The 14509-nt window shown below is 40.3% G+C and carries 14 protein-coding genes; 6 read left to right on the forward strand and 8 right to left on the reverse strand.

The genetic code is table 11. The features are described from left to right. Positions 1–78 precede the first annotated feature (78 nt). The gene (locus NSTC745_RS32385; protein ID WP_445634685.1) at positions 79–474 is read left to right on the forward strand and encodes a four helix bundle protein; all 396 of its coding nucleotides are present in this window, start codon (positions 79–81) and stop codon (positions 472–474) included. A 126-nt stretch (positions 475–600) separates the two neighbouring features. Here the strand turns inward: NSTC745_RS32385 and aepX are convergent, their stop codons facing one another. The 4 genes from aepX to NSTC745_RS32405 form a co-directional block, all read right to left on the reverse strand. Beyond that, on the reverse strand, positions 601–2223 hold the full coding sequence (gene aepX / locus NSTC745_RS32390; protein WP_445634686.1) for a phosphoenolpyruvate mutase: 1623 nt from the start codon (positions 2221–2223) through the stop codon (positions 601–603). 414 nt (positions 2224–2637) lie between these two features. After that, complete coding sequence (locus tag NSTC745_RS32395) at positions 2638–3387, reverse strand: phosphocholine cytidylyltransferase family protein (RefSeq protein ID WP_445634687.1); 750 nt, start codon at positions 3385–3387, stop codon at positions 2638–2640. A gap of 176 nt (positions 3388–3563) precedes the next feature. Then, complete coding sequence (locus NSTC745_RS32400) at positions 3564–4406, reverse strand: cyanophycinase (RefSeq protein ID WP_445634688.1); 843 nt, start codon at positions 4404–4406, stop codon at positions 3564–3566. A 503-nt stretch (positions 4407–4909) separates the two neighbouring features. Next, positions 4910–5113, reverse strand: coding sequence for a hypothetical protein (locus NSTC745_RS32405; protein ID WP_096537839.1), 204 nt, complete (start codon positions 5111–5113; stop codon positions 4910–4912). 538 nt (positions 5114–5651) lie between these two features. Here NSTC745_RS32405 and NSTC745_RS32410 point away from each other — a divergent pair. Continuing rightward, a complete protein-coding gene (locus tag NSTC745_RS32410; RefSeq protein WP_445634689.1) occupies positions 5652–7562 on the forward strand; it encodes an acetate--CoA ligase family protein in 1911 nt (636 codons plus the stop codon). Positions 7563–7585: 23 nt separating this feature from the next. Here the strand turns inward: NSTC745_RS32410 and NSTC745_RS32415 are convergent, their stop codons facing one another. Continuing rightward, a complete protein-coding gene (locus tag NSTC745_RS32415) occupies positions 7586–8206 on the reverse strand; it encodes a Uma2 family endonuclease (RefSeq protein ID WP_445634690.1) in 621 nt (206 codons plus the stop codon). Positions 8207–8404: 198 nt separating this feature from the next. Between NSTC745_RS32415 and NSTC745_RS32420 the strand changes: the two genes are divergently transcribed. Further along, positions 8405–8995: a thioredoxin family protein gene (locus tag NSTC745_RS32420; RefSeq protein ID WP_445634691.1), complete on the forward strand. Its 591-nt coding sequence runs from the start codon at positions 8405–8407 to the stop codon at positions 8993–8995. Between the two features lie 208 nt (positions 8996–9203). Here the strand turns inward: NSTC745_RS32420 and NSTC745_RS32425 are convergent, their stop codons facing one another. Next, positions 9204–9326, reverse strand: a complete 123-nt coding sequence (locus tag NSTC745_RS32425) for a hypothetical protein (protein ID WP_445634692.1) — start codon at positions 9324–9326, stop codon at positions 9204–9206. Positions 9327–9631: 305 nt separating this feature from the next. Here NSTC745_RS32425 and NSTC745_RS32430 point away from each other — a divergent pair, with 305 nt between their 5' ends. Further along, positions 9632–10006 (forward strand): hypothetical protein, encoded by a 375-nt coding sequence (locus NSTC745_RS32430; RefSeq protein ID WP_445634693.1) that lies wholly within the window; start codon positions 9632–9634, stop codon positions 10004–10006. 41 nt (positions 10007–10047) lie between these two features. After that, positions 10048–10377, forward strand: coding sequence for a hypothetical protein (locus tag NSTC745_RS32435; protein WP_445634694.1), 330 nt, complete (start codon positions 10048–10050; stop codon positions 10375–10377). 529 nt (positions 10378–10906) lie between these two features. Here the strand turns inward: NSTC745_RS32435 and NSTC745_RS32440 are convergent. Continuing rightward, positions 10907–11131 (reverse strand): hypothetical protein, encoded by a 225-nt coding sequence (locus NSTC745_RS32440; protein WP_445634695.1) that lies wholly within the window; start codon positions 11129–11131, stop codon positions 10907–10909. Between the two features lie 348 nt (positions 11132–11479). Between NSTC745_RS32440 and NSTC745_RS32445 the strand changes: the two genes are divergently transcribed. Further along, complete coding sequence (locus tag NSTC745_RS32445; protein ID WP_445634696.1) at positions 11480–13297, forward strand: tetratricopeptide repeat protein; 1818 nt, start codon at positions 11480–11482, stop codon at positions 13295–13297. A gap of 89 nt (positions 13298–13386) precedes the next feature. On the opposite strand, the gene NSTC745_RS32450 is transcribed toward NSTC745_RS32445, so the two are convergent. After that, positions 13387–14475: a hypothetical protein gene (locus NSTC745_RS32450; protein ID WP_445634697.1), complete on the reverse strand. Its 1089-nt coding sequence runs from the start codon at positions 14473–14475 to the stop codon at positions 13387–13389. Between the last annotated feature and the right edge of the window lie 34 nt (positions 14476–14509).

The following is a 14509-nucleotide window of genomic DNA, read 5'->3' on the forward strand; positions in this document are numbered from 1 at the left end:
TAATTAAGGGTTTTTACGGCTAAAGAGTAAAGAAAATTAAGATAGTATTTTTGTACTTGCACAGATGTAATAAGAAATATGGGGATAGAGTTGATTAAGAATCATAGAGATTTAGAAGTGTACAAGATGGCATTTGAGGCTGCAATGCAGATTTTTGAATTGTCTAAAAAGTTTCCAGTTGAAGAACGATATTCTCTAACCGATCAAATTCGTCGATCCTCACGTTCTGTTTGTGCAAATCTCGCTGAGGCATGGCGTAAGCGTCGTTATGAGGCAGCATTTGTAGCCAAGTTAAGCGACTCAGAAACAGAAGCTGCGGAAACTCAAACCTGGATTGAGTTTGCTGTTAAATGTGGATATTTAGATCGTGAAGTAGCGCTAGAACTTTACCAAACTTACAACCAGATTCTAGGTAAACTAGTAAATCTAATCGCTCACTCTTCTACATGGGTCATTCCTCCTAAGAAAAATTAATAAATTTACTAATTTGTATATACTCATTACGATCGACAAATAACTGAATTTTTCCCCACCTCCCAATCTCCCCACCTCCCCACCTCCCCACCTCCCCACCTCCCCATCTCCCCACCTCCCCATTCCTTATTGTTTCAATTGAAACGCCAAATCTAGGTCATCTAAAGAATTAACATCTAACCAGTTACCGCGAATATAAAGCACCTTAATCGGTTTGCCTTGCTCGATTAAATAATTGCACAATTCTGGCAAACCCAAACTATTAAATTCCGGCCGCGTTTGCAATTCATTGAGTGCTTGACTTACCCATTGTCTACCTTGACTTCGTAAGCGCAACATTCCAATCCAGCGTCCGCAGGAATTTCCTAATTGAGTTTGGGTTGCTTTCGAGATGTGCAAAAGGTTAACGTCTTGTCCGAAGATGGAAAGGTCATCTGCAACCGAACAATAAGCATAGTCAGGGGAACCGCTAACCGATTTAGAGTTGATGACAGAATCAACCACAGCCACAATTTCTCCAGGACATTCTAATAAATCTCGCAAGATATAGCTTCTAAATAATAAATCGCCATAAAGTACGAGCATTTCGTCAGCAAAGCTGGCTTGAGCGCAGGCTAAGGATGCTAATTCTCCAGTTGTTTCATAATCTGGATTACGAATTACTTTTGTCCCCGTAACGTTGATAGTTTCTGCTTTGTAACCTGCGACAACTGTAATATCGTTGATGGCAAGTTTTTTGAATTTATCTACTAAAAGTCTGAGTAGGGGTTTACCTCCAAGAGGTAACATGACTTTTGGTTTATCTAAAGTCAATCCTGCTAATTCTTGTCCTCTGCTAGCAGCTAAAACGATCGCTTGAGTATGATGGCGTCCGTTACTAAAGTAGCGTTTTTCGGCTTCTAGAAGTTCATCAGCTCCCTGTAAGCGGAAAATTTCTTTTACTGGTGCAATATCATCTTCAATGTTGATTAAAGTTTCGCTGGCTTGAACTTCGCGGGCGATCGCTTGCATACTAGCAACAGCAGCTCGAATCATGTGGTTTGCCCAAATGACTAAATTAACTTCAGCTTTGCGAAATACATCGGTAGCGGTGCTGTAATATTTAGTCGGTATAATTACTAATGGAGAGCGTCCGGCCCATTCTTTGGCAAAGGCTAGCACTTGGTCGGGACGGGATGATTTGCTGTGAACCAGGATAGCGTCTGCTCCCGCTGCATGGTAAGCTTCCGCTCGCCGCAATGCTTCTGAGAGATCCCAACCGGCAATTAAAGCTTCGAGTCGAGCGATAATGCAGAAATCAGGATGTGTTTGACTATCTTTGCCTGCTTTAATTTTGCCGCAGAATTCATCAATATCAGCCAAGGCTTGGCGACTACCATTAATAAAGCTATTAGTTTTAGGAAAAAGTTTATCTTCAATACAAACTCCAGCAATACCTCGCTGTTCTAATTTCCTAACCAAGCGACGCATATTATTAAAGTTGCCATAACCCGTATCGCCATCTAACAAAATGGGGATGTTGGTAACATCAGACATGAACTCTAGCATTTCTACAACTTGAGTCCAACTGGCTTCGTTATTGTCCCGAACGCCATATTGAGCCGAAAGAGCTAATCCACTCGCCCAAATTCCTTTAAATCCAGCCTCTTCCACAATGCGGGCGCTAATTCCATTGTGAGCTTCCATGATGAATTCGAGTTGAGGCGATTCCAATAATTCCCGCAGTTGAGAAGACTTATTTAATAACATTTTAGATTTTGAATTTTCGATTTTGGATTGTGAAAGAGGTAGGGAATATGTTTTTTGAATATCCATTTGGTGCAACGCAACTATTTTTCAATTTGTATGGTTTTTGAGACGCGACGCCAGTCGCTACAACGGGGGGAACCCCCGCAACGCGCTGGCTCATAAATCGCCGTCTCTACAAGTGTTGGGGTCTTATCTGAACTCTATTAGGCTTTAAATTTACCCCTTTTCCTACTAGGTAAGGGGGTTAGGTTCAGCTTGGGTTTTACAAATTAGATGAACAGTCAGCATTAACAATGAGTGCTAAAGATTTGTTCTATCTTGCAAAAGATTAATCTTGTGTGTTTAGCTCGGTCTGATAGCTATGAATCAAACCTATTTTACTTATTAATTCTGAATTATTTTGACAAAATTTATTTATTGTGCCATTTCAATTTTAGGTAAAATTTCGTTTTTGGCACGTTGAATATCTTCTGGAAAATCGATTTCAATCCAAGGTAAACCAGTGATGTCTTCGTAACCAAATACTTGTGGGGTTTCTAATAACAGATCCCGAATTACTTCTTCATAAGGTTGGTCGTGCAGTCCGCCAGCAACATATTCTTCTGTGCGGCTGGCGAGACGGCTAGCGATCGCATTTTCAAAACGAAAGAATCCCACTGACTCCCCGGCAAAATCATAAGCTAAGTTCCAAGCAACTTGTTTGCGAAACTCCACTATATAATTGTCTTTCACGCAAAGTTTCACTGGTTCATCCCCCACTTCAAAATCTCGATCCAATAAGAAGCAATTGGAAATATTTGTTTTTACTAATCGTTCGATGATGTGGCGATCGTACAAAACATCTGCATCCATTAACAATAAATTATCGGCAGCGGCAAGATGTTGGCGTAAAGCCCACAAGCTGATAACACTACCTTTGGTATAGTCAGGATTGTAAACTGTAGTAACCCAGTTTTCGGCTCCCAATGCTTTGATTTCATCCTGAATTTTTTCTGCCTGGTAACCCACGGCAATTACTACTTCGTCTATTTGATAATGACGAAGATAATTCAAATGGCGCTCTAATAAAGATTTGCCGTTAAATTTCAGTAAGCATTTGGGTTGGTTTTGCCCATCTTTACCCAAGCGTTGTCCAACACCAGCAGCTAATATTATGGCTTTCATCGTCAAGTTACTAACTGAACTAAGATACTAAAAAACTGGGAAATTTTTCGTATTTTCCCAGTATTTTATAATGACTGCATTTTGCTGAATTAAAAGTTTATTAACTAATTCTTAACATATAAGAAATAGCAACTAGCGATCGCCGATTTTTTTCCACAGGACTAACGCACAGGTAATTAACCAACTCCTACAGAGACATTTGCCACAGAGCCATTGCTGAGGATAGGCTGGCGGGTTTTGAGGTCAAATTTGAAGCCATGTGGCAAAATATGTAGCTTGGCTCCACAAATCGCCAGCGGCTCATCCTTCAAAATTTCGCTCACATTGTTATATGTAGCTTCTGATTCATCGACAATTGTGACAGCACCTTCACCAATCACTTCAATTTGAGTATCTGTGACAACCATCGCGGTATTCTCATCAATACCGAATCCCAAAACAGCCGGCTCTAGTACCAAAGCTGAGATTAAGCGTCCCAATCTTCCCCGCTGAGAAAAATGCTGATCGATTACCACTCCTGGAAGAAATCCCATACCGGGGCCCATTTCCACAGTTTCGATCCGCGGGTTGGTTTGCGAATCACCTTCAACAATCATTTTATCTGGCATTACCGCAGCTCCGGCGCTCGTACCTGCAATCACGGCACCTTCAGCATAGCGTTTGTGAATCGCCGCATCGATGTCAGTATCCTTGAGGATGCTGGTGATGCGAGCTTGATCTCCTCCGGTAAAGAATATCCCACTTGCATTACTAATAGCTTTCAATGCCGTAGATGAAGACGCATCATCGCGAGTTTCTGTGTCAACGATGCGGACATTCTCGGCTCCTAATCGCTCAAACACTCTAATATAATTTTCTCCCACTTCTCTCGGTAGTTCTGTCGCCGCTGTCATAATCACAATGTTAGCTTTTGTACCTCCAGCGCGGCGTACAAATTCCCGCAAAATTTGGGAATCTCCCTCTTTGTCTTCAGCTCCGCCAATAATTACTAATTGTCTTTTAGAGTTACTTTCTACCATAATGCCCCCTGATTTGATTTAGATAAATTTCAATAAACCATGACAATTAAATCTATAATATCTCCCTTTTGGAAGATTACTTGAAAAAACTAGTATGAAAATTAACGATCGCAATTAGACCAAACGATTTTTTAAATTACATAAACCAATACAGTTCAGATCCCCCCGCCTGCGGCGACCCCTTTTTTAAGGGGGTAAACAGATTTTCTTAGCCCCTTTTTAATGGGGGTTGGGGGGATCTTAAAACACTAGCTGAACTGTATTGTTGCATAAACAAGTTGTAGCCTCTAGATATATTTTCTAGAGGCATAATTGATGGTGTTGGAGTTGGCGATCGCAGACTTTTAAGGAAAATTGAGTTGATCTTAATTCTAGCAAGAGAATTATTTTTTAATTGTGCGAACAAATTCGCCCTTAACTAAAAAAATTTATCCCCTATCGGAATGCAGAATTAAATTTATCCGTATTTTAAATCCAAAATCCAAAACTTCCTGATGAATGATTTAACGAATCCCGCTTCTGTAAAGCAAATTACTCAAGAAAAAACGTGCTTGTTCTAGTGGGAGATGTCTGGGTTTGCCTTGATAGACAATTTGATACTCTTTGATGTCTGGCCCATCTCCATGCCCAGAAATTAGCCTCCGGTGAAAAGCTTCTTCAGCCAGTAGCCTAACTTCATCTCTTAGAGCAGCTTGTGTGCCATTCATACTTTGCTGTTTCCTCAATACCGTATTGGTTGATACTGTATATAGATTTATACAAATAATTGCTAAGGTATTGCACCTTTCAAAGGTCGTATATTTGGTTATTCATCAGGATGAATTGAATGCGATTTTATTTTTCGGATGAATGAAAATTAAATTATGCCTTGAGATAGTTGAAGATGCTTCGTAATCTGGTTAGGGTAGGTTCTGTGTCAATTCGCAATTCACAATTTGCAATTAAAATACGCATCTATTCAATTGAATAATTGGATAAATTGTGTGTTTAAAGCCGACACTGAATAGAAACACTGCGTTAACGTAGCGGGACGTAGCTCATTGCAAAGTGGTAATTGCAAATTGCTATGTCAAAGTTATAACTCCCCAAAATTAAGTGAATCAATCGTTAGAATTCAGTATTCAGGAGGAAGCAGAGCGATGATATATGTAAGTATTCTGACTCATGAATTCTAACAATCAATAAGTCTGAGTAATCGAACTCAGCATCTCAATTTCAGGGTGTTTAGCCAAAGGTTCATAATCAATGGTTCAACAAAAAAGCAGCGATTTAGTCCGCATTAATGCTAGAAGAACGGATGTATTCGATATTTTCAACTTCAAGCATTACATTGGAGCTAACCCTTATTTAGATAGAGGGGCACTAGTATTTGATTTTGCTCTAGTTGAGTTGAAAGAGCCTTTGCCTATTGAGGATTATATTTCGAGAATTGGCGATCGCTATCCCCATCTTGGCGACCAAAGCTACGAATCCTATGCCCATCTATTTGCCCAAGTGGCTTCACAAGTTGGAAAATTGGACATGGATTTGCACCTCAGTCACTGGAGTGTCAAACCATATGCAAAATCCACGCGAATTAGTATCGAATCTCTACACGAACGCACAACTAGAGAAGTAGTTTACTTTGTTTGGGATTGGTTTGAAGCCATTACCCAAGACACGGACTTCGACTTTGAAGATCAGCTAGTAAGGCTGCAAACTAGGTTTCGCGCATCTGTTTATGGCGGCCCTACAGTTTACGCCCTATTGCGAACAGCCAATGAAAAAGGCATTCCCGCATTTTATTTGTGGGAAGAAGGATTGACGCAATACGGTTTGGGAAAAAAACATGTCCGGGGAGTAGCAACAACATTTAACCGCGATAGCCATCTAGATTCGGAATTTACTACCCGCAAAGATGACTGTAAAGCATTTTTGAAAACTCTGGGTTTTCCAGTACCTGAAGGCGAAATCGTCTTTTCCGAAAAAGAAGCTTTCGCAGCAGCTAGACAAATTGGCTACCCAGTAGCAGTTAAGCCAGTGGTAGGTCATAAAGGAATTGGCGTTACGGCTGACGTGCAAGACTCTAAAGAACTGGAATCTGCTTATAGTCGGGCATTAGCAGCGATTCCTGAAGACCAGCTACCCAGAATCATAGTAGAGAAAAGCATTTCAGGATCGGATTTTCGTTTGTTGTGTGTCGATGGTAAATTCGTCGCCGCCACAGAACGCCGTCCCGCATCGGTTGTTGGTGATGGCTACCTAACCATCGCAGAATTAATTCGTCAAGAAAACCGCAAACCCGCACGTTTAGATTCACCCACCTCCCCCATGAGTAAAATTCTGGTGGACGATGCGATGGAACTCTATCTAGACGAACAGCGTTTGTCATTGGACAGCGTAATTGAAAAAGGGCGCACCGTCTACCTACGTAAAGTAGCCAATCTTTCCGCCGGGGGTATGAGCATCAATGCAACGCATACAGTTCATGCTGACAATATTATCCTCGCCCAAGATATTGCCCAACACTTTCAGCTGACTTGTTTGGGTATTGATGTCATTACCAAAAGTCTTGCAGAATCTTGGAAATCGAGTAACTTCGCTATCTTGGAAATTAACGCTGCACCAGGAATTTTAATGCATTTGAAACCTTCTGAAGGTGATAGCGTTGATGTACCTTCTCATATTTTAGAAACGTTTTTTGAGTCTGGTACAGATGCGAGGATACCGATTATTACCTTTAATAAAATCTCCGTTGAAGAACTGCAAACAACAATTGACCATATCCTTTTACAACATCCCGACTGGACAATCGGTGCTGTTTGTCGCGACGCAGTTTTTGTGAATCGCTCGAAAAAAGTATTAAGCCCAACTTACAACAGTAACGTTCAAACTTTGCTGCGTCATCCCAAACTTGATTTGTTGATTGCTGAGTATGGGGAAGAGGTATTAGAGCAAGAGGGTATGTTTTACCACCGCAGTAATATCGTAGTTTTGGATAATCCCACCGAAACTGAGATGATGTTGGCGCGGGATGTTTTTGATAGTTCTACTGTGGTGGTTAGAAAAGGCAACGACATTTCTATTCGTCGCAAAGGGTTAATTGAGGATTACACTTTGGGTCAAGACGAACCATTTACACGGGTTTATTTGAAAGAAACTGGAGCGATTTTGTAAGTTACAAAAGTTTTGCCCAGTTCCTAACTTGACCGACCTGCGGTAAATATTTCTTCTGCTGTCAAACTCAAGTTAGGAAATGTTTGGGAGAGCAGGTATTCTGTTCTCCTAAACTGCTGTACTTGGTAAATTCCATCAATTAACTGATAAATCGTAATTGCAGGTTCTTTGGATGAGCCAATGTAGCGTTTCCCTCCCAGCCCTAGATAATCTGCAATCCAATATTCTGGAATGCCCATAGCTTCGTAGTCTTCCACTTTACGAGCATAGTCATTCTGCCAATTGGTACTGACTACCTCTACTACCAATTTGACGGATTTACCTAATGTAATCACTGGTGCAGTTTTCCATAATGGTTCATTTCCTAAAGCCTGTCGATCGACAATTACAATATCAGATCTAAAGGCTGAATTTTGACCTAATGGTTGAATTAGGCATTTCATGGGAATGAACCAAGGCAAGTTAAGCAGATCGATCGCTACATTGAGCTTACGATTAATTAACCCAGCTACCTGCTCGTGGAGTCCAGTGGGTTCCAAGTCAATTAGTTCTCCATCAATTAATTCGTAGCGTACCTTATCCAAATAGTTCGCAACAAATGTTTCAAAGCTCAGGCTACCTATATTACTAGTGGCTGAAACCATAGAGATTTGCCCTTCCAGATCTATGACTAAAGTAGGTATTGCTGCTTTTAATTATTCTAACTAACTTTGATATCATCAAAATTTTACTCGCGTACAGACAAGATTAATCGCATCAGTAACCACTTGCGGTGTTTATTGAAAGCGGTTCGAGTCAGCTAAACTGAAAGAGACTACTTAATAAGTTTTAATAATTCTGTTATGAGTACGGGTTCGCCAGTTAATTCTCCCGAAAAGCCTGAATCTAGCTTAGGGAAGCGTTTGAGAAACTTCTTAGTTGCGATCGTCGCGATCGCCCTTAGCGTTGCCTTTGTCTTAGGATTGCGAACTGAAACAACTTCGGCTTCCCTGTCCAAATTAAGTGAAGCGTCCACACCGCTAGAAGTAGCAATGACCAACGGTAAACCATCTTTAGTGGAGTTTTATGCTGATTGGTGTACAGTCTGCCAAAAAATGGCACCAGATATCGCTCAACTAGAAACAGAATATGCTGACAAGCTGAATTTCGTGATGTTGAATGTCGATAATACTAAGTGGTTGCCAGAAATGCTGAAATATCGCGTGGATGGGATTCCGCACTTTGTGTTTTTGAAGCCGGGTGGAGAAACCATCGCCCAGGCGATCGGCGATCAACCCCGGACAATCATGGCTAGCAACTTAGAAGCTTTAGTTACTGGCTCGTTTCTTCCCTACGGTCAAGCTAGCGGACAAGTTTCCAAATTCTCAGCCCCAGTAGCACCAACGCCCAGTCAAGATGACCCCCGCAGTCATGGTAGTCAGGTAGTGAATTAGCAAGGTATGGGACATGGGGCATTGGGGAGCCGCGGCGGCGATGCCGGCTTGTTCGCGCAGCGTCTCCGACAGGAGAAGCAAGTGGCGTCATTGGTTATTCTCCGCGTCCCCGTGTCTCCCCATCTCCCCACACTCTTCAATGCCATTGCTACATTGCGTGACTAGCCGATCGCAAAAATGCGATCCGATGGTAGTGAGGCTTGATTATCTATACATTTGGTAAAAATATCGCAGTAGTTTGATTAAAAGATTGCGTCATTTTCAGTAGGGATGGTTGGACAATAATAACTTGACGCTGTGGCGATCGCAAAACCATAAACTGTGATGACAATCATTAATTTTATGATTTAGTATATCGCTATCTATACAAGAGATTTGTAACTTTTTCTTAGCAAGCATTCATTACAAAAATCTTCTGCACATCTTTGATTGCAGAAAACTGCAATCTGCTTGGCTGAAATATGCAGTTATATGAGCAATAAGTTGAATGACTTATTTTTTTAATAAGTTTAATCTAGAAACTATCAGGAACGATTAATAAGCAAAAACACCAAAGCAAATATGGATTATCAAGTAATTTAGTCGTTTCAAAATTACTTTATTACGAATAAAACAACTTTTTTTGAGGTTTTTCAAATGATAAATCGCAAGTGTATTGCTTTTGGTTTTGTATCTATGCTTTCTACGGGTTTAGCGATGGGCATGAGCAGTGTATCTGCTTCATTTGGTGAGAAAGTCCAGAACAACAGCATAATGCTGGCGCAGATTGGACTGACTAATACACAGGTGACGATTTCCCCTGAAGGCTTCGATCCTAATTGTGGAGCTTTTCGGGCAACCGTCAGCACCAATTGGGGGACATACACTGCCTGTTATTATAATCAGTCAAACAAGCAAATATCAGGCTTTTATACACTCTACTATTACAACCAACCAGGTGGGGTGTGGTACTCCTTCGATAATGGAGATGAACAGTCATATGTCAAATGGGATACAGTAGCGCGTCAGTAAATAAAATGGAAGCCTGTTACAGTCAACAAAGGTGCAAGAAAATGAAAAAAATCTCTAGAAAATTGGTAGCAAGTTTATTTATTGTTCCACTTACTGTTTTCAGCTTTTCACTTAAAAGTAATGCTCAAGTTTTCGCTCCAGAAACGCTTACAACTCTTCAAATTTGTAATAGCATTATGAATTTGCAAGATGCCGATCCCGATAATTCTGAATTGAGAATCGGACGTAGGGAATGTGAAGTGCGTGCTTATAATGTTCAGCTTTGTACAGCTTCGGGTAGCAACTATGCAGCTTGTTGGGATGAAAATTATACTCAGGCTGTGAATATTAGTACTGAAGAGCTTGAAGAGATTATTGCTAACAATCAATAAGCTGATTTTCTGCACGGAAGAAAAGTGTGTGCTTCTCGAACATTGATTAATGATTTAAGCACACACTTAATTATTTCATGCACAAATAAATTCTCTATTATTCCGAGCAAACTTACAAAAACGTGTAATTAATGGTTAAAGTCCTCCTGATAAAGGTACTTAAAAAAAATAGAAGAGAGTATTCGATATCTTTACCAACTTGCTAATTGCAGAAATTAAATTTTTATTAAGAATATTTAGTTATTTCTCTTTTAGAAATCTCTGGATTCAAACAATAAGTAATTAGCCAGATTTATCGCAAGAGTAATAATTATTTTAATACTATAAAATTATGATGCTCTGGAAAAGTCACTGCGCGATCGCATTCTTTAATGAAGCAATAACCTACTATAGTGCAGTAAAGAATTTGCATCATATAAAACGAATGCTGACGGAACTAGTGCAGACATTCAACAATCAATCTTCTTTTAATTAAATGAAACCTGGCAACGGGATTGAAACAAATAAAAAACGCCGTAGTGCTTGCCTTTTAGGCTTTGTTGCCAATCAAATCTCGCTTAACTGCCTCGCAAATAAGTCGTCGCAAATATTTTACTCTCTCTTCTTGTGGAAGTGCGTGCAGTGCATCATGAATACTTTGTGGCAACTTCACACCTGTTACCTTCTTAGCTAAAGGCTCAGCTAACTCCTCTGTATAGCCTTTGAATTGCTGTTCTTTGAATCCTTCTGATTGCACTGGCGTGGGATTACTCATTGCTGGTTAACCGGGTTTATATTATGATAATCCCTACAAAAATACTAGTCAATTTATTAAAATTCTGTTGAAGAAGAATTCAGAATTCAGCAATCTTGAGGCTCGTGGACACGGCGAATCGCGCCTCTATGCGCCAGTCGTACAAAATACCTTTCCTGTATTCTGATGACTGACGCCAATATTGCTGTTTGATAATGAAAACTGCTGTAAATGAAACCCAATCGCCCTTTTGCAACCAAAAATTCCAACACTAGGCACAATAGTACTTAAAATGCTTTTCAAAGCATTTCATCAAAAATGCCCATACTTGAAAGCTAGGGGCTATCATAAGTCAAAAAAATTATTTATATGAATGCTGAAGATTTTTTCAACCAAGGATTCAACAATAATTTAGAAGGGAAGTATCAAGCAGCCATTACAGCTTACACCCAAGCCATCAAACTCAATCCCGATTACGCCGAAGCCTACCATAATCGAGGAATTATTTCAAGTAGTGTCACAGATTATCACAGTGCGATCGCCAATTTTAATCGCGCCATCGAAATCAACCCCAATTTTGCCACAGCCTACTATCACCGCGGCAATGCATACTACTTTTTAGGAGATTATGAAAAAGCCATCGCTGACCATAATCAAGCATTAGCCATCGACTTGAATCTCGCCCAATCCTACCACAGTCGCGGAAATGCCTACTTTGCCTTGGCAGATTACGACAAAGCGATCGCCGATTATATCCAAACCATAGAACTCAGCACCCAATTAGCTGATAACATCAATATTGATATTGCCAATGCGTATCATAATCGCGGTGTAGCTCGTTTCGATCGCGGCGATTCTCAAGGAGCGATCGCAGATTTTCAAGAAGCTTTACAGTGGTATCCGGATTTTGCCGCAGCTTACAGCAATCGCGGTAATATTCACCACCTTTTAGGAAATTACCATGAAGCGATCGCCGATCATCATCGAGCATTAAAATTAGATCCTAACTTGGCAGAGGCTTATCATAACCGAGGTAATGCTTACTACGCTTTAGCAGATTATGAAAGTGCGATCGCAGATTACAACCGCGCCTTAAAAATTAACCCCAAGTTTGCCAGCGCATATTACAATCGCGGTTTGGTTCTCTCTCGCCTAGAAAATTATCAAGCCGCAATTAAAGATTTCGATCGAGCGCTGAAACTCAATCCTGATGATGTGCAAGCTTATTGCGAAAGGGGTCTGGTGCGTAGCACCCTTGAAGACTACGAAGGGGCAATTGCAGATTATGACCGAGCATTGCAAGAAAATCCGACACTAGCTTTAGTATACGGCTTCCGGGCGAATGCGCTTTGCCGATTGGGAAATTATCAAAGTGCGATTGAAGATAGTAATCGGTTGTTACAACTCAATCCTAATTTAGCGGAGGGATATTGCGATCGCGCCGCAGCTCGTCGTTCTATTGGAGATCATAAAGGAGCAATAAAAGATTACGACAGGGCATTGCAGATTAATGATAACTTAGCGGCGGCTTATTATGGCCGGGGTATCGCCCGTGAAGCTTTGCAAGATTTCCAAGGAGCAATTGATGATAACACAATAGCCATAGAATTGATGCCTGACTTTTCCCAAGCTTACTGCAATCGGGGCAATGCTCGCCGTCTTTTAGGGGATGAACATGGAGCCATTGCAGATTATGACAAAGCTTTAGAAATCAATCTCGATTTAGTCGAAGCTTATTACAACCGAGCTTCTACCAACTATGCTTTAGAAAAATATGAAAGTGCGATCGCAGATTACACCCAAGCATTGCAAATCAATCCTCAATCTGCTGCATTTTACAGCGATCGGGCTAACGCTCGCTACGCCATAGAAGACTATTATGGTGCGATAAAAGATTACACTCAAGCAATTGCCATCGACCCTAACTTTGCTGAAGATTGGTACAATCGGGGGCGTAGCTATTCTCTTTTAGAAGACTTCAACTTAGCCTTAGCAGACTTAAACGAAGCCCTACAACGTCAACCTCATTGGGCTTCAGCTTACATCCTGCGAGCAGATGTCTACCGAAATTTGGGTAATTTGCAACAAGCGATCGCTGATTTTCAAAAATCCGCAGACTTGTATTATCAAGAAGGAAATATCCAGTATCATCAACAAATTATAGAGCTAATTGAACAACTGCATTGAAGAAGGCAGGAGGCAGTAAACGGGTAGGGGCTTTACAGCTGTAAAGCCCCTACTACGATCTGTACCTCACCGACTTGCAATTTGCTGTATTAATTATTGTTCGGCGTAGCAGAAATCAAGAAAGAGTAATTAGTATTCCCTGCTTGCGGTTGGAAGCGTATGTAGTAAGTACCCGGAGACAAATTAAACTTTTCAATCGTATTTCCTACAATACCAGTACCAGGCTTAAATACAGCGGTATTTCTAGAAGCTAGAACATTACCGTTACTATCAAGTATTTGCTCAAGTACACTGTTAAAAACGCTATAGTCTGATATATTAACAGTGCTAGATTTATTTAAATCAAACCGATAGTAGTCATTGGTATCAGAGGAACCAACGTTTTCAAGTTGTTGAATAAAATTTGGATTTATGGCAAGTTTGCTAGCAGTATTTAATGTGTTTCCGCCGTAGTCATTAGTGCCCTTGCGTCCTTCACCAAAACCATAAAAATCAAAATGTTCCACTAAGCTAACGCCTTTTAAAAAATTTAAATCAGGATTATTAGCTTTATAATACCCAGCATCAAAAGAAGATGAAGATTTACGCCCTTCATTAATTCCATAGACTTCAAAATGGTCTAATAACTGCCTGTTACTCAAACTAGCCAAGTCTTTATTGTTAGCCCGATAGTAGTCAAATTCAAAATAGGGTATGAACTTACGCCCTTCGTTTATACCATTTATTTGAAAATGATTTAGGAGTTGAGAGTTATTCAAAGAAGCGAGGTCAGAGTTAAAGTTTTTATATGAGAACAGATAAAAAATTGAAGAAAAGTAACGCCCTTCTGAAATTCCATAGTTTTTCAAATGATTAAATAATTGCTCATTGTTAAAGCTGCTGAGGTCAGTGTTGTTAGTGCGATAGTAGCCAAGACTAACAATCGGAGAAAAATTACGTCCCTCAGCTATCCCATAATTTTCTAAATGATTTAACAGTTGGCTGTTGTTAAAGTTGGCCAGGTCAGGATTACTAGATCGATAGAAATTCAAATTAATCAGTGGTGAGAATAAACGACCTTCATTGATACCATAGGTTTGGAAGTGAGACAAAGCTTGAGCATCATTGAAACTAGATAAATCACTATTGGCGGCACGATAAAAATTAGCATCAAATACATTTGAGATAGTTAGAGTCATGCGATCGCTCTCCGAAAACTACTTTTGCAATTGT

Source organism: Nostoc sp. DSM 114161 (assembly GCF_052692665.1).